Consider the following 21,130-nt stretch of genomic DNA (forward strand, 5'->3'; position numbering starts at 1 on the left):
CCTGCGCACGGCCTAGGCCTACGGAAATCCCCCATGCCGTTATCTCAGGTGCGTTTCATCCACCAGGATGAGCACATCCTTCTCGTCAGCAAGCCCAGCATGCTGTTGTCTGTGCCGGGTCGTGCTGAGGATAACCGCGACTGCCTGATTACCCGTCTGCAAGAAAACGGCTACCCCGAAGCCCGTATCGTGCACCGACTTGACTGGGAAACCTCAGGCCTGATCATTCTCGCCCGCGACGCTGATACGCATCGTGAACTCTCGCGCCAGTTCCATGATCGCGAAACCGAGAAAGCCTACACCGCCCTGTGTTGGGGCCAGCCCGAGCTCGACAGCGGCCGAATCGAGTTACCGCTGCGCTACGATCCGCCCACCAAGCCACGGCATGTGGTTGATCACGAGCAAGGCAAACACGCGTTAACCTTCTGGCGCGTGCTGGAGCGGCATGCCGAGCATTGCCGCGTTGAACTCACGCCCATCACCGGCCGCTCGCATCAACTGCGCGTGCACATGCTGGCCATCGGACACCCGCTGCTCGGCGACGGCTTATACGCCCACGAACAAGCCCTCAAGGCTTACCCGCGTCTGTGTTTGCACGCCTGCATGCTGGCCTTCACCCACCCGGCCAGCGGTGAGCGTCTGCGTTTTGAAGATCCGGCACCGTTTTAATATCGGTTACACTTTGCCTCATTCGCGCTGACCCTCAAGCCCTGACGCCCCCTGCGACGTGGCCTTGAGCGCCTGTTCAGCATTGCCTGATCTGATTGTCCGGAGTTCGCATGACCGCCACCTTGCAGCAAGGTTTGATCGACTACCTGCGCCTGTCACCCTCGCCCTTCCACGCCACCAAAAGCTTGGCGCAGTTACTCGAAGCGCAGGGCTATCAGCGTTTGCTGGAGCGTGACACTTGGCAGCTCAAACGCGGCGGGCGCTACTTCGTCACCCGCAACGACTCGGCGTTAATCGCGTGGCAAATGGGCGAGCAAGACCCCAGCGAAAGCGGTATCCGCTTGGTCGGCGCGCACACCGACAGCCCGTGCTTGAAGGTCAAACCCAACCCTGAGCTGCTCAACCAAGGCTATTGGCAGCTGGGCGTTGAAGTGTATGGCGGCGTGTTGTTAGCGCCGTGGTTTGACCGTGATCTTTCGCTGGCCGGCCGCGTGACCTTCCGTAAAGACGGCGCGATCGACAGTCGCTTGGTGGATTTCCAGCGCGCCATCGCGGTGGTGCCGAACTTGGCCATTCACCTCAACCGTGAAGCCAACGATAGCCAAAGCATCAACAAGCAAACCGATCTCCCGCCATTGCTGGCCTGCATCAGCGGCGGCGAAGCACCGGATTTTCGCAGCCTATTGGCCGAGCGTATCGAGCAAGAACACGGGCTCACCGTCGATCAAGTGCTCGACTACGAGATGAATTTCTACGACACACACAATGCCGCGGTGATTGGCCTTGAGAACGACTTCATTGCCGGCGCCCGACTCGACAACCTATTGTCGTGCTTTGCCGGTGCCCAAGCGCTGATCAATGCTGCCGACGCCCAGCAATGGAGCATGTTGGTGTGCACCGACCACGAAGAAGTCGGCTCATCATCGCACTGCGGTGCCGACGGCCCCATGCTTGAGCAAGTCCTGCGCCGCGTGCTCGGCGACGACGAAAACTTTACCCGTGCGATCCAGCGCTCCATCCTGATCAGCGCCGACAACGCCCACGGCATTCACCCCAACTACCCTGATCGCCATGACGGCAACCACGGCCCGCGCCTCAACCAAGGCCCCGTGATCAAGATTAACCACAACCAGCGCTACGCCAGCACCAGCGAAACCAGCGGCTTGTTCCGCCAGCTGTGCCTAGAGGCTGAAGTCCCAGTGCAAAGCTTTGTAGTACGCAGCGACATGGCCTGCGGCTCAACCATCGGCCCGATCACCTCCAGCCAAGTGGGCGTGCGTACGGTGGACATCGGCGTACCGACCTTTGCCATGCACTCGATTCGCGAGTTAGCCGGCAGTCACGATCTCGACTTTTTGGTCAAAGTACTGAGCCATTTCTACCGCTTGGAGCAGTTGCCGTAAGCCGATAACACTGTCCACCGCCTGACAGTTAGCGACACCCGCACCCACTACACTGCACCGACAACACGGTAACGCGGCGCCCCTAGGCGCCGCCATCTACAAGGTGCACGCATGCCCCCTTCCCCGACCGGCCTACAGACGATTGATTATGCCGAGCACAAAACGCTCAACATCAATGGCACTGACTACGTTTATCTAGAAGCCGGAAGCGGGGAAACCTTATTACTGCTGCATGGCTACCCGGACAACGCCTATTCATGGGAAGCGCAAATCCGCCACTTTAGCCAGCAAGGCTATCGGGTGATCGCACCCTTCTTGCGTGGCTATGCTCCCACCCAAAAACCCGCGAACAGCTACTTCGACCGCGCCACGCTGGCTAACGATATCGCCAGCCTGATTGATCAATTAAATGACGGGCAACCGGTGTTATTAGTCGGTCAAGATTGGGGCGCGGCCGTGAGTTACGGCGTGCTCGGCGCCTTCGGCGAGAAAGTCCGCAAGGCCATGCTGCTTGCCGTACCGCACCCAGTGGAAATCAACCGCACCCTTAAGCGCTCGCCCAAGCATGTCATTCGCTCGTTCCACTGGTTTCTCTTTCAATTGCCGTGGCTGCCAGAGATCCTGATTCGCGCCAGCGGCGGGCGTTTTTTGCGCTTTCTCTGGCGGATCTGGTCGCCGAACTTTAACGACCACGCGCACGTTGAGCACATTGTCCAAACCCAACTGCAGGGCACTGTGATTGAAGACACCCTGGCCTACTACCGTGCGGCAGTGCAAAGCGCTTATCGCGACCCCAAGCTCAGCGACATCTTTGCTCGCCTCAACAACCCTATCAGCACGCCGACCAAAGTGCTGTGCGGCAGCTGTGACATGCGCAAAGAAATGCTGCCTCGCCAAGGCGATTTGTTTTTACCCAGCGCGAACTACCAGTTCGCCTTGATTGACAGCGCTGGGCACTTCCTGCACCGCGAAAAGCCCGAGGCCGTCAATCAAGCGATGAGTGCGTGGTTTAACCCGCACTAATCGCTACACCTGCAGCAGCAATTTGCCCTGCACCTGATTGCTTTCCAGTAACGCAAAGGCCCGCTCGGCCTCGGTGATGGGCAACACCTCGGCCACACAAGGCTGTAGTTGGCCGCTGGCAAACAGCGGCCAAACTTCGCTGTGCAGTGCACTGATCAGTTCGGCTTTGTCTTCGGCGCTGCGGCTACGCAGCGTCGAGCCGAGCAGCTGAAGGCGTTTTTGCAGCACCGTGGCCAAATCCAGCTCGACTTTGCGCCCGCCTAGCAAGCCAATCAGCAGCCAGCGGCCACCGTCTGCCAACAGCCGGCTATTAAGCCCTGCATAGGCCGCGCCGACCGGATCTAGGATCACATCAAAGGGCGCCCAGTCCGCCAAGGACTCAAGATTGTCGCCACGCACCACCCCGCCTTGCGCCCCCAGTGATTGACAGTAAGCCAACCGCTCAGCGCTGCCCACGCTGACCCAACACGGATTACCCAACGCTTTGCACAATTGAATAGCCGCCGAGCCCACGCCACTGGCACCGGCATGCAGCAACACCCGCTCACCAGGCTTAAGGCGCGCCAAGTGATATAGATTGAGCCACGCTGTGGCGTAAACCTCTGGCAGGCCTGCCGCCTCAAGCAGACTGACGCCCTCCGGCACCGGCAGCACGTGCTGGCTATCCACCACCACTTCTTGCGCCATGCCGCCCCCGGCCAATAAAGCGCACACCTGATCGCCCACCCGCCACGGGCTACCGGCGCCGACCTCAGTCACCACGCCACTGCACTCCAGCCCTAAGGTAGCCGTCACCCCAGCAGGCGGTGGGTACAAGCCGCGACGCTGCAATAAATCCGCGCGATTTAACCCCGCCGCTGCCACCTGCAGGCGAATTTGCCCAACGCCACAGGCTGGCTGTTCAGTCGTCTGCCAGTACAGCTCACCGGCGTTGGCTTGCAATGCTTTCATCCAGTCCCCATAGTTAATTGAACAAGGCAGAATTGTGGGTGTCATACCCACGTGCCACGACGGCAGACACCCGACCTCAGAGTACCCGCGCCCCATGACCGCTTTCACGACCCTTTTGGCCAAAACCCGCAGCCCATTGCGTGGCGCACTGACCTTAGCGCTGGTTGGCTGTATCAGCCTGCCTGCCTGGAGTGCCGCTTGGCAAGACATCAAGCCCACCCGTGAACAGCAATTAGCGAGTCTCAATGTGGTCGAGTTGCTGCGCCGCTACCACTATAACAAGCCGCCGTTGGACGATGCCCGCTCCGCCAAAATCTACGACAGCTACCTTAAGCTGCTCGATCCTAACCGCAGCTATTTTTTAGCCAGTGATATCGCCGGTTTTGAACGCTACCGTCTGCGCTTTGACGAGCTACTGCAGCAGGCCGACCTGCAACCAGGCTTCGACATCTATTTGCTGCACTTACAGCGTCTCAACGAACGCTTGGATTTTGCCATCGACCAACTGCAAAACCATTTCGACAGCTTTAAGTTCGACACCGACGCCACGCTGGAGCTAGATCGTGAAGGTGCCGCCTGGGCCAATACCGCCGCCGAACTGGATGACTTGTGGCGCCTGCGCTTAAAAGACGAAATTTTGCGCTTAAAGCTCGCAGGTAAAGACGCCAAGGGCATCCAAGAGCTGTTGCTTAAGCGCTATCAAAACCAGCTCAAGCGCCTCAAACAAACTCGCGACGAAGACGTCTTTCAGGCTTACATCAACGCCTTCGCGATGACTTACGACCCGCACACGCAATACTTGTCGCCGGATAACGCGGAAAATTTCGACATCAACATGAGCCTGTCGCTCGAAGGCATTGGCGCAGTGCTGCAAACCGACAATGACTACGTCAAAGTCGTGCGCCTAGTGCCCGCCGGCCCTGCCGACAAAGCCAAGCAACTGCAACCGGCAGACCGTATCGTCAGTGTTGGCCAAGGCGCCGACGGCGAATTGGTCGATGTGATCGGCTGGCGCTTGGATGAAGTGGTCAAGCTGATTCGCGGCCCCAAAGGCTCCAACGTGCGCCTAGAGATCATTCCTGCGCGCAACGGCGCTAATGATCTGACCACCAAAACCATCCAAATCACCCGCGATGCGGTGAAGCTCGAAGAGCAAGCCGCGAAAAAATCGATTCTTAACCTCACCGAAGACGGCAAGCCGGTGAAAATTGGCGTGATCGAAATTCCCGCCTTCTACATGGACTTCAAGGCCTACCGCGAAGGCGATGCCAACTACAAAAGCACCACGCGCGATGTCAAACGCCTGCTCAAAGAGCTGCAAGCCGACAAGATCGACGGCTTAGTGATTGACCTGCGCAATAACGGCGGCGGCTCGCTGCAAGAGGCCAACGAACTGACCGGCCTGTTTATCGGCCAAGGGCCTACCGTACTGGTGCGCAACAGCGATGGCCGCGTCGATGTGATGTCCGATGACCGCAGCCAGCCGATGTACCAAGGCCCGATGGCCGTTCTGGTTAACCGCTTGTCCGCCTCTGCTTCAGAAATTTTTGCCGGTGCCATGCAGGACTACCACCGGGCCCTGATTGTCGGCGGCCAAACCTTCGGCAAAGGCACCGTGCAGACGGTGCAGCCGCTTAATCATGGCGAACTTAAGCTCACGCTGGCCAAGTTCTACCGCGTTTCGGGCAAGAGCACACAGCATCAGGGTGTCATTCCTGATGTTAGCTACCCCTCCGTGGTGGATGTCAAAGAGATCGGCGAAAGCGCCCTGCCTGAGGCCCTGCCCTACGACAGCATCAAGCCGGCGATTGAGGTCAGTAAAAACCTCTACGCACCTTATCTGCAGCAGCTCAATGATCGTCATCTGCTGCGCGCCGCCAACGATCCGGACTTTGTGTTCACCCGCGACAACCTGCTACTGGCTCAAAAGCTGGCCAAGGAAACCCATCTAACGCTGAACGAAAAGGGCCGCCGCGCCTTTAAGGACCAGGTCGAACAGCAACGCTTAGTGCTGGAAAACACCCGCCGCAAAGCCAAAGGCGAAGAACTGCTGAGCAAGCTCGATGACGAGGAGTTGGACGGCGAAGACGAAACGCCGCACGAAGCGGAAAAAACCAAGCCAGAAGACGACGCCTACTTAGTCGAAAGTGGTCGCGTGCTGGCCGACTTCTTGACGCTGCAGCAACGCGTAGCCAAGCAGTAAGCTCCCCCCCCGGTGCGCAATACGCCGCACCGGGGTTTTCCCCCTCTTACTTCCCACGCATCACGCACCTGTCGCGGCGAGCGTTCCCAAGCATCTGCCACCCTCAGCGCTCCGTGCACTACTATGAGTGATAAGCCCTGCGCTCTGGACACTCACGCTATGCCAACACCCTTGCTGTTTTTACGCAGCGTCATGCACTGCGTCGCCTGCTTGGTTTTGTGCGCCGTTTTCAATCTGAGTCACGCGGGCAGCGTCAAAGTCGCCTTTATCAACCCAGATCGCCCCGGCAACCCGTTTTGGGATCAGGTCAACACCGTCATGCAAGCCGCGGCTGACGATCTCGATCTAGAGCTGCAGATTGTTTTCGCCGAAGAAGATCGCTATCAATCCATCCACTTGCTAAAAGAGCTGATCACCTCGGGCAACAAGCCTGACTACCTAGTGTTCATGTTCCAGCACGGCGCCGGCCTTAAGCTGCTACGCCTCGCGGAACAGGAGCAGATTCGCTCGATCATGATCAACACTGATATCCCCAGCGAATGGCAAGATAAAGTCGGCGCGCCACGGCAGCACTTCAAACACTGGCTAGGTCACTTGCACCCGGATGACCAACTCGCCGGACAGCTGCTCATGGACACCCTAGCGGAACAGGCCGCCAGCGCCCTGCCAGCAAAGCCGCAACGTGGCGTGGTGGCGCTGAGCGGCTCACACGACTCCTCCGCCGCACAGAAGCGCAATCAAGGGCTACAAGAGAGCCTGCAAAACCAGCCTAACCTGACCCTTAACCAATTGGTTTTTTCCCAATGGCGTGCCGATTTAGCCAGCCAACAAGCCGCCCGCCTGTTAACTCGCTACCCGCAAAGCCAAATTCTTTGGGCGGCCAGTGATCAAATGGCGCTAGCTGCCGCGCATGAATTACAGCTAGACGGCATCCAGCCGGGTAAGGACATCCTACTGGGCGGCATTGACTGGACACCCGCAGGCATCAAGGCCATGCGTGAGGGCTTGCTCCACGCCTCGGTAGGCGGCCACTTTGCCGAAGGCGCTTGGGCTTTGGTGCTCATCCACGACTACCACCACGGACACGACTTTGCCGACCTTGGGTTGGAGTTTCTTACCCCTATGGCGGTCATGACACCCGCCAACCAAGATCTATTCGAACCCACCCTGAGCACCGGCAATTGGCAACCATTCCACTTCCGCCAACTGCTACGCAGTCACCACCCCAAGCGGCGCTATGAATTTAGCTTGCAGGCGATTCTCGCCACCGCTGCCGCTAGCGCGCCTTAACGCCGGGCAACTCTAGCCTTCATCGTCTTCATGACCGTCTAGACACGTGTCAGAGATGTCGCATTGACGGGGCATCAAATAAGCGATTGCGTGGTCCCTACCTGTCATACCCATGTCACAGAAAATCCGTTGAATGCGCTCATTAACCGCGCACTGCGTCAACGCATACAGGTGATGTATGACAGTCAACGAGCAACGTGCCGCCTTGGAAAGCATTCTGCAACACGGACGTTTAAGCACGTTATTTCAACCGATTTTCTCGCTCAGCGAGCAACGGATTCTCGGCTACGAAGCCCTAACCCGTGGCCCCAGCAATAGCCCGCTGCACGCGCCCAACACATTGTTCAGCATTGCCCGCCAACAAGGCTGCTTGAGCGAGCTGGAGCAGGCCGCCAGACAAAGCGCTGTGCAGCGCTTTAGCGAGCACCAGCTACCCGGCAAACTGTTCCTCAATATTTGCCCAGAAACTTTGCTGGAGCCGCAGCACCGCAGCGGCCGCACTTTGCAGCTGCTGCAAAAGCTCAACATCGCCCCGTCAGACGTGGTGATTGAGCTCACCGAACAGAGCCCCATCGAGGATGTTGCGCTGCTAGACACCGCCCTCAACCACTACCGCAACATGGGCTTCTCCATTGCGCTGGATGACTTAGGCGCCGGTTACGCCAGCCTGCGGTTGTGGTCGGAGCTACGCCCGGACTACGTGAAAATCGACCGGCACTTTATCGAAGGTATTCATTACGATGCCTTAAAGCGCGAGTTTGTCAGTTCCATCTTGCAGATGGCCAAGGCGGCGCAAGCGCGGGTGATTGCTGAAGGGATCGAGCGACCTGAAGAGCTGAGCATCCTGCGCGAGATGGGCGTTGATCTCGTGCAAGGCTACCTGCTGGCCAGGCCGCTTGAGCAGCCACCACTGAGCCTAGTGGCGCCTCACAGCGCCCCCAGCAGCATGACCGTCGGCCCTAGCCTGCATGCGTTACTGCAAGCTCAGCCGGGCGTTTTGCACAGCGCCACCACCTGCGACGTACTGGAGCGCTTTCAGCGCCAGCCGGCGCTTAACTCGCTGGCGGTGATCGATGAAGCCAACAGGCCCGTCGGCATCATTCACCGTCATGCGCTGTCTGAAGTGCTGATCAAGCCCTACGCCAGTGATCTATTCGCGCGCAAACCCATCAGCCGCTTGATGCAAGAAGACGTTCTGCAAGTCGATTGTCAGCAAAGCCTGCAGCAGGTCAGCCGCCTGCTCACCAGCCGCGCACGGCAACGGATTGAAGAAGACTTCATCATCACCCAAGACGGCGCCTATGCTGGGCTTGGCCGCATTATGGATGTGTTACGCCTGCTCACCGAAGAGCGCCTACAACAAGCCCGCCACGCTAACCCGCTCACCCAGCTGCCCGGCAACCTGCCGATTCAACAATGCCTAGAGCGCCTCTTGGAGCAACGCCAAGCGGCGGTGGTGTGTTACGTCGATCTCGACAGCTTTAAGCCGTTCAATGACTTGGATGGGCTTCGCTGTGGCATGAAAGGAATCAATCCTCCTGTATGGGTATGCAAAAGCTGCGGAGGTGCTAACAGAGCAGAGTTGGCTCCGTATGGAGATTCAGCTAAATCTGCACGGGCAAGAGTTGACCTTACCCTTCAGTGCTACCCCCTGCCCCCAACCGGGAAGGTGTAAGCCAGGCAAGGCATAGCAGCATATCGACAGCATGGTCAGCTTTCAGTTAGGGTTCGGTCATAGAAATATCCGAAAAACCTAAGTAACGGATTACACGTCGATATGACGCAGATAATAAACCGGGATGCTGCTGACAAAACAAAAGGCTTCCGGCTCCAAAAGCTCCGAGCAGCAACACTTCTGCTGAAAGCAGCAAATGACTTATCGCATGTAAATTTCTACTACGCAGCCATTGAAGCAGAAGAAGATGTAACAATAATAAAAACTACAAATCTAAGCACAGAGCAGATAATTGAAGAAGACAAAAATTACAGCTCTGATAGCAACTTCACCATACACTCAGAAGCCGTACTAAATACCCTAGTAAGCTTTTTTGACATCTATATAGGCAAGTGGCATAAAAGCCAATCCACAGTATTCACATTTAGTTTTTACACTACGACGAATTTCGGAAAAGAAAAAAAGAAAGAACTTGCAGACGGAACAATAATAGAGCTTCCAGATAAGCCGATTCTTGAAATCCTTCAAAACTCCTCTGACATCCCCGACAACATAGCCAATACTGTCAAAACCATTCTGCTTGCTGAATACAAAAAGCAATATGAAAAGATCCCCGGCAATGGCTACCTCAAAGCTCTCGAAGAAATCCCCCTGGAAGACTTCAAGACTTTTCTTAAGAAAATAAACTGGCTATCTGGGCAAGAAGACGAGTCAGAACTCCAAGACAGTGCAGAGAAACTAATAAAGAGCTGCAAATATTATCAACTCAGCATGAGCGGAAAGGAGCAGCTAATTCTCGCAAAAATTCTTGACAAGATTGATGAGAAACAACACTTCGCAGACTTCGCAGAGAGATTTATAAACTCTGCCGAGGTAGAACTAATTTTCAAAATGGCAGAATCCGAAGTCAGTGAACAGCTGCTTGACCCCATATGGAAAGAACTTCAAGAGCTATCAGTCAAAATCACCGACAAACGCAATTTAGAAGAAAAAATACTGGATAGCTGCCCAGAATATCCAAAATCAAAAATTGCCACCCTTGCAAGAAAAGCCTGTAGCTCGAAAACAGAAGAAGAAGCAAACAACAAGAGCTTTCTGTCATTGAAATACAGAGTTTTTGAAGCCTGTGAAGACTATTTTTTCGACAACAACAAATTCAGCGAAACCGTTAACCAAACCTCAATCGACACCACAATAAAATCATTACAACAAAAAGCAGCAGACACTATTGAAGAATTGAAAAAAGACTACACATACACCGTATCAAACAAAGAAACCATCAACGGCATAGTAGTCAACCTAATAGATTCATGTTTCATATGCTTCGACGAGGAGAAATCCGAATGAACGAGGCAGCAAAAAAGAACTTAATGTTCATATCATCTGATGACTTCTACCTACTCACATATGCAACAATAATTATCCTTGACTGCCTTAACTGCACCAAGGGACGAGTCTTTAAAGACTACAGAAAAATTCCGTTCATAATAGAATTAATAACCAACAATAGAAGCATCCTAATATTAGAATCCTCGACCACAGAGAAACCACGCAAAGGCGACAGAGATTTTATCTTCCACAGCTATACAAATGGCCTTGCGAAAAGAAGCGAAACATTGAAAATTTTATTCACACTTGAAAAGAAGGGATATGTATCTCTCCACAAGGGTGATACAGAATCACTGGTCAACATAACTCTAAACAAAGAAAAACTGCCCCCAAATTTTCTATCCAAGGAAGTATTCAAGAACGAGTACAAAAATTGCGAGAAATTTAAGAGGGCAATTCAGAGAAGCACAGCCATTACTCTTGACACATTTCTTAGCAAGGTATACAGGGACAGAGGTATAAAAATATGGGAAGTTTAAGAATTCAGAAGGTAGTTTATGAGGGAACGAACTACCATTTCGAATCCCCCCTATTTGATGAAAACCTCATTCTCATAGAAGGCGACAACGGAACGGGGAAGAGCACCTTCTGCAACTTGATTTATTACGGACTTGGCGGGCGAGTTAGCGAGTTCAGCCGTAAAGAGAAGCAAGAGCAGCACAAACAAATCACAGAAGACAAAGATAATCGCGTCGAACTTTACATAAAAATAAACAATGAAAACTACAAATTAACTCGTCATATAGACGACAACGATATAACTATATCGTCCATTCTAGAAGCCAGCGACATCAGCACCAAATCAAAAATATTAATACACAACAACGATGAACCCACCTCCATATTTCAGGTATTTCGCTCCCCTGAAGTTGAGTACATATTTTCCGACTGGATTCTCTCGAAGCTTGGAATAACCGTTGTAGAGCTATACCAAGGTTATAGAAATTTTAAAATCAATTTCACCGACCTTATGCGGCTTATCTATCATGACCAGCAGCCCGACCCTAAAGGGGTGTACAAAAAGATAGATACCCAAAGCAACTTCATGAATGACTCAGAGCTTCTGAGAAAAGCAATATTTGAGCTTCTAGTCGGAAAAACATTCTCGGAGTACTACGAATCCCTTTCCAAGTCAAAAGCACTAGAGAAAGATAAGAATATCGCAGCAGGTCTTTTGAAGGAATACTCCAGAATAATTGAAGAACTGTCAGGAAGTTCAGAGCCACTAAATATTTCCTTTCTTCAGGCATCACTGCAAGAAAAAGAAAATCAATTAGAGCGCCTGCACAACGCCAGGAATAAATTCAAAAGCAATAGAGAAGTCAAAGGAACAGTAGTAGACAATGCACTGATAGACATCAAAAACCAAATCACAGAGAAGCAGCTAAATTTAAGCAAATTAAATCAAGACCTGATCTCAACCCTAGGTGAAAAGCAACAACTAAACATCGTTAAAGAAAATACTTTAAGAGAAATCTCTCAAATCGTAAAAATTATTCACTCGCATGATCAACTGAATTTATTCTCAGCAGACACATGCCCTTACTGCTTAGGAAAGGTTGAGCGAGCAACAGGTCATTGTGTTTGCGGCTCAGAGATACAGGAGGAACAATATCAACGTTTCTTCTATACATCGAAAGAATACAAAGAAATCTATAAAGCAAAAATCAAGACAACCCAAACCATTGAGATAGCAATAACTGATTGCAACCAAGACCTCAAGGCCATTCAGGATAATATTCACAGACTGGAAACAGAAATCCCCGAGCTAATTCGAAAAATAGAAGAGCGGGTTGATAATCTAGACGCCCCAGTAGATCTAGACACAATCAACGATATTGACGATGAAATTCTCAACACTCGTCAAGATATAGAAAAAATACGCCAGCAAATTGAAGCAGAAAGCAAAAATGTTCGCCTAACAAACGACTATGAGCAAAAAAGAAGTGAACATGAAAGCTCAAAACTACAAACAGATGCGTTAGAAAAACAAGCAAAAATAGATATTCAAGGTAAGGTAGGAAAACTCAGCTCCATATACAACAAGTTAATGACCGATTCCCTACCTGATTGCAATACTGCTCGCATAAATTTAGATGACTACCTCCCAATAGTTGGTAGTGGTGAATATAGAGAGGCCAGCTCAGCCGTATCAAGGCGGCTTATGTATTATCTCGCCCTCATGAATTTATCCCTATCACAAGAAGACGCACCTTTCCCTAGATTCTTGCTTATCGACACTCCTGAAACATCAGGGATTGAACTAGACAAACTTAAACGTTGTCTTGAAAAAATCGGTGAGCTTGGTAGCTATGGAAAATCTTACCAAGTCATACTCACTACCGGCCTTAAAAAATACCCTGACAGCTTTAAAGATTATAGGGAAATATATCTTCCAGATAAGCAGAATCGCTTATTAGTCAAAAACTAAAAAGCACAGTAAAGGGCTACAACTTTCACAAATTGCGGCCCTCAATGTCTTGTAGAGATTTGCTAGTGTCGCAGGGGATAAAATTTCTCGAACTGAGCCGCTGACCGATCTGTACGGCTACGCGATGGGCGATGAAGTGCTGCTGACGCTGGCCACCTGCTTACAAAAGCGCCTTAATCCCCTGTGCGATTTTGTCGGTCATATTGGTGGTGATGACTTCATGTTGGTGCTCGGCCAGCCCGACTGGCGCGGCGTATTGCAGAAGATTTTGCAGGACTTTCAAGCGCAAAGCCGGCGCTTCTATTTGCCGGAGCACTTGCACGCGGGCGCCTTTATCAGCACCAACCGCGAAGGCAAGGTACAGACTTTCCCACTGCTATCGTTGTCGATTGGCGTGGTTGAGCTCACCCCGGAGCGCTGCACCGAACTGGATGCCGGACAATTGGCTGCATTGGCGTCAAAAGCCAAACATCAGGCCAAGGCGCTACCCGGTTACAGCCTGCACGTGTTGCCGCACACCGCTTAAGGTGTGCTGGCGTAGTCGTAGGCGTAAACCCGCGCGATTTCTGCGGAGTGCCAGCTGGCCGCTTCTAATCCATCCGGCTCGCCTTCCAGCAATCCCAACTCACTGACGTGCTGAAAAAAGCCGATACGTGGCAAACGGCTCGCGCCTTGACTGACCACCAAGGCGCTACGCAGCGGCCGCTCGGCGTCGGCATCCAGCTTGGCCAAATGCTCGAGAGCCGCGGTCAATACCTTCATGGCAGGCCGTGGCAGGCCAACACGCTCAATCACCGCGCGATAGGTCAAGACATGTTGCTGGCTACGCGCATCGGCTAACACCTGCAGGAGTTTTTCCCAGTCGGTTTTTAGAATTTGAATAGACATTAGGGCAGGCTCTCCTCGCTAACGTTGAGCTTGCGCGCCAAGCTGCTCCGGATAGCGCCTTCTAGGGGGCGCTCGCCGGACTCAAACATCTGCAAATACAGCGGACTAATACCGACCTCGCGCGCTAATGCTTCAATACTTAAGCCCAGCGCCTCGCGCAGCTGCGTCAGGCTCTGGCCCTGCGCACTCGGCGCGGCGGGCTTGCTCGCTGGTGCTGCGGGCAGCTGACCTGCGGCCTGTAACAACGCTTGATACTGCGCCCACGGCAGCACCGCATACTCTGGCACACCATCGCGCGCAATGATTTGAACTTCCTGCATAGCACCGCTCCCCGCTTGCACTCTAGCTTTTGCCAGCTACTACTTATTAGTAAGACCATGGTACACCCCTTAGCCTTAGTACAAACAAGTATAGGAAATCGCCTCTTACCACCTCGGTAACACTCGCCGGCGCCTTGCCCAACACCGCCGGATTGCATGGCCACATCGTGCAACCGCGCTAGTCTCGGGGCTGGCGCTGGTTATCCACTGCATCTGTGGATAACTCTGTGCACAGTCGTGGGATCAATCCCACCAAGCCGCGTAGCATCAGGCTTTGCGTTAGACTGCACAAAAAACAGACAACGCAAAAACTCCAATAAAATCAATGCATTAAAAAAGCCACTCAGTTTTCACTAAGTGGCTTGACAGGTGTTGCGTAAGCTGTTTCCGCGTTGTGTATAAGGGTAACAGCCTAATGCCTTAACCGGCTTCTTTGCTTGGCTCTGCTGCTTTTTCAGCGCCTTCTTGGTCTTGAATGCTCAGCAGCTCTAGTTCAAACACCAGTACCGAGTTGGCAGGAATCTTCGGGCTTGGGCTTTGTGCGCCGTAGGCCAGCTCAGACGGAATGTACAGTTTCCACTGATCGCCCACCTTCATCAGTTGTAACGCCTCAACCCAACCGGGAATAACGCCACCCACCGGCAGATCAATCGGACTACCACGCTCACGCGAGCTGTCGAATACACTGCCGTCAACCAGCTTACCTTCGTAATGCACGGTAACGACGTCGCTGGCCTTAGGCTGTGCGCCTTCGCCAGCCTTGATCACTTCGTACTGCAGGCCTGATTCGGTGGTGACCACGCCATCACGCTTGCCGTTTTCAGCCAAGAACTCAGCGCCCTTCTTTGCGGCTTCGTCGTTCAAGGCCTTCATGCGGTCTTCGCTGCGCTTTTGCAGGAACTCAAAAGCAGCCATCACTTCGTCGTCTTTCAGGCGCTGTTCTTTCTTGCCCAAAGCGTCACTGATACCCAGGGCAACGGCTTGCGGGTCTAAGTCTTCCAGACCATCTTCAGCCAAGCTGCGGCCCATATTAAGACCCAAGCCGTAAGAGGCTTTCTGCGCTGGGGTTTTCAGATCTGCGGCGGCTTCCTGCTCTCCACAGCCGGCCAGCGTCAGGGTTGCTACAGCCACAGCAGCGGCAAGGGCGATTCGTTTCATCTCAGTTCCTTATGCACAGCCCGTTTGGGCAGAAAGCGCCGAGCTTAGCAGCTTGACGGGCGTTACTGAATGCACGAACCACGGATGCCGCATGCAGAACTGCAAACTTATTGGCAGTTTCAGCCCGCCAGCGCCTCACGCACGAAGTCCAAGCGGTCTTGGCCAAAGTACATTTGCCCATTAACAAAGAAGGTGGGCGCACCGAACGCACCGCGCTTAACCGCTTCGGCGGTGTTTTGCTTCAGCGTTTCTTTAATCGTTTCGTCCGCCGCCAAGGCTTGCAGCTTCTCGGGATCAAAACCCGCGGTACTCAGTACCTCAGCCACGACCTTGGCATCGCCCATGTTCTTAGCGTCCACCCAAAACGCGGTAAACACCGCCGCAGCAAACTCGCCGAAACGCTCAGGCATGTGCGCTTGCACGCCTACCGCCATGCGCATCAGGCCAAGGGTGTTAATCGGGAAATGCGGATTGAATGCCATCGGCACGCCGTAACGCGCGGCAAAGCGGTTCAGGTCCTGCATCATGTAACGACCTTTGGCCGGCACCATCACCGGCGAGCTATTGCCCGTGGCTTGAAATAAGCCCCCCAGCAACACGGGCTGGTACACCAGCTGCGCACCGGCTGCCGCACAGATTGCTGGCAACTGGGTATGGGCGAGGTAGGTGGTGGGGCTACCGAAATCAAAGACAAACTCAACGCGCTTAGTCATCAGTTTTGCTCCAGAGAAGGAATTACCAGCGTTCTTGCCACGGACGCAGGTCCAGCTCGAACGTCCACGCATCGCGTGGCTGGGTGTGCAGGTGCCAATAGTTGTCGGCTATGTGATCGGGATTGAGGATGCCGTCTTGGTCTTTTTTCGCGTACATGTCCGGCACGTGGGTGCGAATAAAATCAGTGTCGATACAGCCATCGACAACCACATGCGCCACGTGAATATTATTCGGGCCTAACTCACGCGCCATGCTTTGCGCTAAGGCGCGCAGCGCATGTTTAGCGCCAGCAAAGGCAGCAAAGTTGGCCGAGCCTCGAAGTGCCGCCGTTGCCCCTGTAAACAACAAGGTGCCGCGACCACGGCTAACCATCCGCCGCGCCACGGCCTGCGCGGTCAGGAAGGCGCTGAAGCAGGCCATCTCCCAAATCTTGAAATACTTACGCGCGGTTTCATCCAAGATGCTGCACGGCACATTGGCGCCGATATTAAAGACATACACTTCGATCGGACCGATATCGCGCTCGATTTGTTCGACCAGCGCGGCGACCTCGTCTTCTTTGCGCGCATCGGAGGCAAAGCCATGTGCCTGCCCACCGCTGGCGACAATTTCATCAATCAAAGGCTGTAATTTGTCGGCGCTGCGCCGCGTGGCGCAAACCGTGTAGCCCTCACGCGCAAAGCGTTTGGCGATCACGCCGCCAGTAGCGTCGCCAGCGCCTATTACTAAAGCCACCTTGTTGCTTTGTTCAGCCATGTCGCGCCTCTTTTAGTTAACTGACTGCATCAACGCCTTTTGCTAAACGATCATTTAGCAAACGAACGTTATGCTACGCTACGCACAAATGCAAGCCATGTGAGTTCGCCATGCGTTACAGCAACGAGCACAAAGCCCAAACCCGCCAGAAATTACTCGACAGCAGCGCCAGCCTCGCCAAAGAAGGCGGTTTTGCCAGCACCGGGGTTGATGCGTTGATGAAGGCCATTGGCCTAACCGGCGGGGCCTTTTACAGCCACTTCAGCAGCAAAGAAGACTTGTTTGCCCACCTCGTGGCGCAAGAATTAGCCCGCAGCGTGGCCTTGCTCTCAGAACTGCCCGGCCAAGGCACCGAGAAACTGCGCCACGCCTTTGCCCTGTATTTAAACCCCAAGCACGTCGCCGCGTTGGGCCAAGGCTGCATGCTGCCGAGCCTTGGCAGCGAGATCAGCCGCGCTACGCCTGAAGTGCGCCAAAACGTTGAGCAGGCGCTACAAACGTTAGTCAGCCGCTGGGCCAATGAGCACCCGCAACCCGAGCTAGCCTGGGGCATGCTGGCACAATGTGTCGGCAGCATTGTGCTAGCGCGCATGCTGGCCACAGAGGCCGCGCAACAAGCGGTGCTCGCCTCCAGCCAGCAATTGTTAGAACAACTGTTAACCGTGCAGGCAGAAAAAACCCCGGCCAAATGACCGGGGCTAAAAGAGGCTGCGGGACCCGCCAGGGAAACCGCAACTTACTCGCACGCCAAAACGTGCGAACCCGTGCAGCTTAGCCTATTACGCAGCCGCTTTATATTGCCACCACGGCTACCTGGCTAGCCCTGCGCGCTTACAGTGAGCGCGAAATGATTTCTTTCATAATCTCGTTAGTGCCGGCATAGATGCGCTGCACACGCGCATCCGCCCAAGCTCGCGCCACGGGGTATTCCCACATGTAGCCGTAGCCGCCGTGCAGCTGCACACACTCATCCAGCACCTTGCACTGCAAATCCGTACACCAGTACTTGGCCATGGCCGCGGTCGGCACATCGAGCTTTTTGTTCATGTGCAGTTCAAGGCAGCGGTCGACAAACACTCGCGCCACTTGCAGCTCGGTGGCGATTTCGGCCAGCTTGAAGCGGGTGTTTTGGAAGTCAAAAACCCGCTTACCAAAGGCTTTACGTTCACGGGTGTAGTCTAGCGTCCACTTCAGCGCCGCTTCGGCATTAGCAATGGCCCCTAGAGCCACACTCAAACGCTCCTGCGGCAACTCTTGCATCAAGTAAATAAAGCCCATGCCCTCTTGGCCGAGCAGGTTTTCCTTAGGCACGCGCACGTCTTGGAAAAACAGCTCGGAGGTGTCCTGCGCCTTCATCCCCACCTTGTGCAGATTTTGGCCCTTGGTAAAGCCTGGGGTGCCGGCTTCAACTAGCAACAAGCTGGTGCCCTTGGCGCCATCCTTAGGATCAGTTTTGGCCACCACAATCACCAGATCAGCCATTTGACCATTGGTGATAAACGTCTTCGAGCCGTTCAGCACATAGTGATCGCCATCCAGCACGGCAGTGGTTTTGACGTTTTGCAGATCAGAGCCGGTGCCAGGCTCGGTCATGGCGATCGCGGTGATGATTTCGCCGCTGGTGCATCTAGGAATGAAGCGCTGTTTTTGTTCAGCATTGCCGTAGCGTTGGATGTACGGCACGGCGATATCTGAGTGCAGCGAAAAGCCCACCCCCGATAAACCCAGCCGCGCCACTTCTTCAATCACAACAGCGCTGTAAAGAAAATCAGCCCCTAAGCCGCCATCGGCTTCGGGAATCGGCGCGCACAACAAGCCTTGCTCGCCGGCTTTGCTCCACAGGGCACGATCAACCTGACCGTCCTCTTCCCACTGGGCATGAAATGGCACGGCCTCGGCTTCAAAAAACTTGCGCACGCTGTCGCGGAATATTTCATGGTCGGAGCTGAATACGGTTCTTGGGATCATGACAACACACTCTAAAAAATGAGAAGGAAAACACTGACCCCACGAATATAAACAAGCGCTTGCTCAGTTAGCGCTGGACATAGTCGCCAAAAATAAGGACGATCCAGCCATCACTTGACCACTATCGCGTTAAAACTATGACTGCAATGCCTGCCAACCTCACCCGCGTCAGCATCTTGGTTATCGACGGCGTGTTTGCCTCCACCGCGATGCAGGCCATGGACCAGTTCCAAATGGCCAGCCAGCGCATCAATCGCCATCAAAGCCCCGACGCCTCATTTCTCACCCGTTTGGTCAGCCCTGACGGTGAAACGGTGCAAGGCTTTGGTGACGTTCCGGTAGCGGTGCACAGCGGCTTAGACGATGAGGCCGAAGTGATCGTACTGCCAGCCTTTTGGGGTGACTTTGACCAACTGAGCCTTAAATACCCGCAAATTATCCCTTGGCTACAGCGCCGCCACGCTGCCGGAGCCATTTTGTGCGGCGTAGCGACGGGCGTATTTTGGATGGCGGCCAGCGGCCTGATGCACGGCAAAGAAGCCACCACGTACTGGCGTTTCTACCAAGAATTTCGCCAGCGTTTTCCGCAAGTGTTGCTCAACGAAGACAAGCACCTCACCGATGCGGATCAGCTCTACTGTGCCAGCGGCGTGACCTCTGGCTGCGATTTGTACCTGTACGTGATCGAGCAGCTGTGCGGCCTGCCTGTTGCCCAAGCGGTGGCCCGCGATAGCTTGTACGAAGTGCAGCGCAGCTACACGCCAGGCCGCCTCGGCTTTGGCGGACAAAAACTGCACCAAGATCCCTTGATCCTGCAAATCCAGCAGTGGCTGGAGGAGCACTTTGCCGACAAGTTCCGCTTTGAAGATGTCGCGCGACTACACGGCATGAGCATTCGCAACTTTATGCGCCGCTTCCAAGGTGCTACCGGCGAAAAACCGCTGCACTACTTACAACGGTTACGCATCGAAACCGCCAAAACCCTACTGAGCAGCACGCGCAAAAGCATTAAAACCATCAGCTATGAAGTGGGCTACGACGACGCCAGCTTCTTTGCGCGACTCTTCCGCCAGCACACCGAGCTCTCGCCGCACCAATACCGCCGGCAACATTTGCCCGGCGATAACCGCAGCTAATCCTTGGATGGGCGCGAGCTCCGCGCCCGACCTCTAGCATGGCAAGCCTGCACCCATAACAACAAAGGCAGACCACCATGCGCTCTCTCCTCCTCGCTTTGTGCGGCGCGCTCGCGCTGACCGCGCACGCCGACGACAACTGGCAAGCTTTCCCGCTGGATCAATCCGCTTACGATTTTTCCGGTGACAAACTCAAGCAACAATGGCCCACGCTGACCCGCGGCTTTCACTACCCCTTCCCTGATGCGGCCAAGGTGCGTGAAATGGCCACGCGCTACCCTGAGCTGCGCGAGCAAACCGCCTTTACTGGCGATGCCGAAGCCTACAGCCAAGCATTACAAGATGTGTGGCGTTCAATGTTCCGCGGCGATTACGCCAAAGCCAAAGCTGATGGTCTAAAGCTTGGCCCAGCGGGGCAAGTACCCGCCATGTTTGCGCAAGTTACCTACGCGCTGTATCTCGAGCCAAACCCGGCGCGTAAACACGCCCTGCTGGAAGAGGTCATCGAGCGCACCGACGCCGCCGGTGCGTTGGTACAAGCCGATACCTTGGCGCAGTTTGGCCGCGCTTACGCCAAGGCCCGTCTCGGCGAAGAACTGCCCATTGGCACGGTGCTCAAGCGCGGCTACACCTCGCAAATCCCCAACGAGCTTGAGGCGTTGCTCAAGCAAGACCCGCAGCATGCCTTTGCCCTAGCCACTTTGGGCGGCTACCACGCCGGGGTGATTCGTAAGGTCGGCAGCATGATGGCGCGCATGACTTACGGCGCCAACAAAGGGGATATGGAGAAGTACTTTGCGCGCTCGATGTCGGTGGTGGAAGACATCCCCATCAGCCACGTCGAATACGCCAATGCTCTGGTCTATGTGTATGACGATGACGAGGCCGCCAAAGCCCTCGCCCATCTGCGCCGTGCCGCCGCGCTCAAGCCCACCTACGCCATGGAAGCGCTGGAAGTCGAGCTGGCCAAAAAGCTACTGCAACAACAAGAACAGCAAGTCGCCGCGCGTTAACCCCCTCCTTCTGTAGCCCACAGCAACAACCCCGCACAGGCAACTGTCGCGGGGTTGACGGTATTCAGCAAACTTAACCAAGATCATTTTGACCGCAGCAGTCATGTGCAAGCGAAGGCGAAGCACTGCACAATGCTTTTAAA

Annotated in this window: 18 protein-coding genes and 2 pseudogenes; 13 read left to right on the plus strand and 7 right to left on the minus strand. The window is 54.3% G+C overall.

Features of this window, described 5'->3' with window-relative positions:
* Window positions 1-33: 33 nt before the first annotated feature.
* The 3 genes from MKI83_RS12435 to MKI83_RS12445 all read left to right on the plus strand — a co-directional run bounded on the left by MKI83_RS12435 (window position 34) and on the right by MKI83_RS12445 (window position 3,095).
* Window positions 34-669 carry an RluA family pseudouridine synthase gene (locus MKI83_RS12435; protein WP_241586766.1) on the plus strand — a complete coding sequence of 212 codons (636 nt, stop codon included), beginning with the start codon at window positions 34-36 and terminating at the stop codon, window positions 667-669.
* A 110-nt stretch (window positions 670-779) separates the two neighbouring features.
* Window positions 780-2,072 (plus strand): M18 family aminopeptidase, encoded by a 1,293-nt coding sequence (locus tag MKI83_RS12440; RefSeq protein ID WP_241586768.1) that lies wholly within the window; start codon window positions 780-782, stop codon window positions 2,070-2,072.
* Window positions 2,073-2,183: 111 nt separating this feature from the next.
* The gene (locus tag MKI83_RS12445) at window positions 2,184-3,095 is read left to right on the plus strand and encodes an alpha/beta fold hydrolase (RefSeq protein WP_241586770.1); all 912 of its coding nucleotides are present in this window, start codon (window positions 2,184-2,186) and stop codon (window positions 3,093-3,095) included.
* 3 nt (window positions 3,096-3,098) lie between these two features.
* Here MKI83_RS12445 and MKI83_RS12450 read toward each other — a convergent pair whose 3' ends face one another.
* On the minus strand, window positions 3,099-4,046 hold the full coding sequence (locus tag MKI83_RS12450) for an NAD(P)H-quinone oxidoreductase (RefSeq protein ID WP_241586772.1): 948 nt from the start codon (window positions 4,044-4,046) through the stop codon (window positions 3,099-3,101).
* Between the two features lie 94 nt (window positions 4,047-4,140).
* Between MKI83_RS12450 and MKI83_RS12455 the strand changes: the two genes are divergently transcribed.
* The 7 genes and pseudogenes from MKI83_RS12455 to MKI83_RS12485 form a co-directional block, all read left to right on the plus strand.
* The gene (locus MKI83_RS12455; protein ID WP_241586774.1) at window positions 4,141-6,249 is read left to right on the plus strand and encodes a carboxy terminal-processing peptidase; all 2,109 of its coding nucleotides are present in this window, start codon (window positions 4,141-4,143) and stop codon (window positions 6,247-6,249) included.
* A 159-nt stretch (window positions 6,250-6,408) separates the two neighbouring features.
* Window positions 6,409-7,539, plus strand: coding sequence for an ABC transporter substrate-binding protein (locus MKI83_RS12460; RefSeq protein WP_241586776.1), 1,131 nt, complete (start codon window positions 6,409-6,411; stop codon window positions 7,537-7,539).
* A gap of 178 nt (window positions 7,540-7,717) precedes the next feature.
* A pseudogene (locus MKI83_RS12465) lies at window positions 7,718-9,046 on the plus strand (EAL domain-containing protein); the annotation flags it as partial.
* Between the two features lie 270 nt (window positions 9,047-9,316).
* On the plus strand, window positions 9,317-10,561 hold the full coding sequence (locus MKI83_RS12470; protein ID WP_241586779.1) for a hypothetical protein: 1,245 nt from the start codon (window positions 9,317-9,319) through the stop codon (window positions 10,559-10,561).
* Window positions 10,558-11,082 carry a hypothetical protein gene (locus MKI83_RS12475; RefSeq protein WP_241586781.1) on the plus strand — a complete coding sequence of 175 codons (525 nt, stop codon included), beginning with the start codon at window positions 10,558-10,560 and terminating at the stop codon, window positions 11,080-11,082. The genes MKI83_RS12470 and MKI83_RS12475 overlap by 4 nt, the downstream gene beginning before the upstream one ends.
* The gene (locus MKI83_RS12480) at window positions 11,070-13,034 is read left to right on the plus strand and encodes a hypothetical protein (protein ID WP_241586783.1); all 1,965 of its coding nucleotides are present in this window, start codon (window positions 11,070-11,072) and stop codon (window positions 13,032-13,034) included. The genes MKI83_RS12475 and MKI83_RS12480 overlap by 13 nt, the downstream gene beginning before the upstream one ends.
* 103 nt (window positions 13,035-13,137) lie before the next feature.
* Window positions 13,138-13,560, plus strand: a pseudogene (locus tag MKI83_RS12485) (diguanylate cyclase domain-containing protein); the annotation flags it as partial.
* Here MKI83_RS12485 and MKI83_RS12490 read toward each other — a convergent pair.
* The 5 genes from MKI83_RS12490 to MKI83_RS12510 form a co-directional block, all read right to left on the minus strand.
* Window positions 13,557-13,922 carry a hypothetical protein gene (locus MKI83_RS12490; protein ID WP_241586785.1) on the minus strand — a complete coding sequence of 122 codons (366 nt, stop codon included), beginning with the start codon at window positions 13,920-13,922 and terminating at the stop codon, window positions 13,557-13,559. The pseudogene MKI83_RS12485 and the gene MKI83_RS12490 sit on opposite strands and share 4 nt — an antisense overlap.
* On the minus strand, window positions 13,922-14,242 hold the full coding sequence (locus MKI83_RS12495; RefSeq protein ID WP_241586787.1) for a helix-turn-helix domain-containing protein: 321 nt from the start codon (window positions 14,240-14,242) through the stop codon (window positions 13,922-13,924). The genes MKI83_RS12490 and MKI83_RS12495 overlap by 1 nt, the downstream gene beginning before the upstream one ends.
* A 420-nt stretch (window positions 14,243-14,662) precedes the next feature.
* Complete coding sequence (gene bamJ, locus MKI83_RS12500; RefSeq protein ID WP_241586788.1) at window positions 14,663-15,400, minus strand: BamJ family beta-barrel-assembly machinery protein; 738 nt, start codon at window positions 15,398-15,400, stop codon at window positions 14,663-14,665.
* 119 nt (window positions 15,401-15,519) lie between these two features.
* On the minus strand, window positions 15,520-16,113 hold the full coding sequence (locus MKI83_RS12505) for a 2-hydroxychromene-2-carboxylate isomerase (RefSeq protein WP_241586791.1): 594 nt from the start codon (window positions 16,111-16,113) through the stop codon (window positions 15,520-15,522).
* Window positions 16,114-16,135: 22 nt separating this feature from the next.
* Window positions 16,136-16,870 carry an SDR family oxidoreductase gene (locus MKI83_RS12510; protein WP_241586792.1) on the minus strand — a complete coding sequence of 245 codons (735 nt, stop codon included), beginning with the start codon at window positions 16,868-16,870 and terminating at the stop codon, window positions 16,136-16,138.
* A gap of 110 nt (window positions 16,871-16,980) precedes the next feature.
* Here MKI83_RS12510 and MKI83_RS12515 point away from each other — a divergent pair, with 110 nt between their 5' ends.
* On the plus strand, window positions 16,981-17,562 hold the full coding sequence (locus tag MKI83_RS12515) for a TetR/AcrR family transcriptional regulator (protein WP_241586794.1): 582 nt from the start codon (window positions 16,981-16,983) through the stop codon (window positions 17,560-17,562).
* Between the two features lie 139 nt (window positions 17,563-17,701).
* On the opposite strand, the gene MKI83_RS12520 is transcribed toward MKI83_RS12515, so the two are convergent.
* The gene (locus MKI83_RS12520; protein WP_241586801.1) at window positions 17,702-18,838 is read right to left on the minus strand and encodes an acyl-CoA dehydrogenase family protein; all 1,137 of its coding nucleotides are present in this window, start codon (window positions 18,836-18,838) and stop codon (window positions 17,702-17,704) included.
* 137 nt (window positions 18,839-18,975) lie between these two features.
* Here MKI83_RS12520 and MKI83_RS12525 point away from each other — a divergent pair, with 137 nt between their 5' ends.
* A complete protein-coding gene (locus tag MKI83_RS12525; RefSeq protein WP_241586803.1) occupies window positions 18,976-19,974 on the plus strand; it encodes a GlxA family transcriptional regulator in 999 nt (332 codons plus the stop codon).
* A gap of 77 nt (window positions 19,975-20,051) precedes the next feature.
* Window positions 20,052-20,987, plus strand: coding sequence for a hypothetical protein (locus MKI83_RS12530; protein WP_241586805.1), 936 nt, complete (start codon window positions 20,052-20,054; stop codon window positions 20,985-20,987).
* Window positions 20,988-21,130 lie beyond the last annotated feature (143 nt).

Origin of the sequence: Atopomonas sediminilitoris (assembly GCF_022601735.1) — a bacterium.
Classification (GTDB): domain Bacteria; phylum Pseudomonadota; class Gammaproteobacteria; order Pseudomonadales; family Pseudomonadaceae; genus Atopomonas; species Atopomonas sediminilitoris.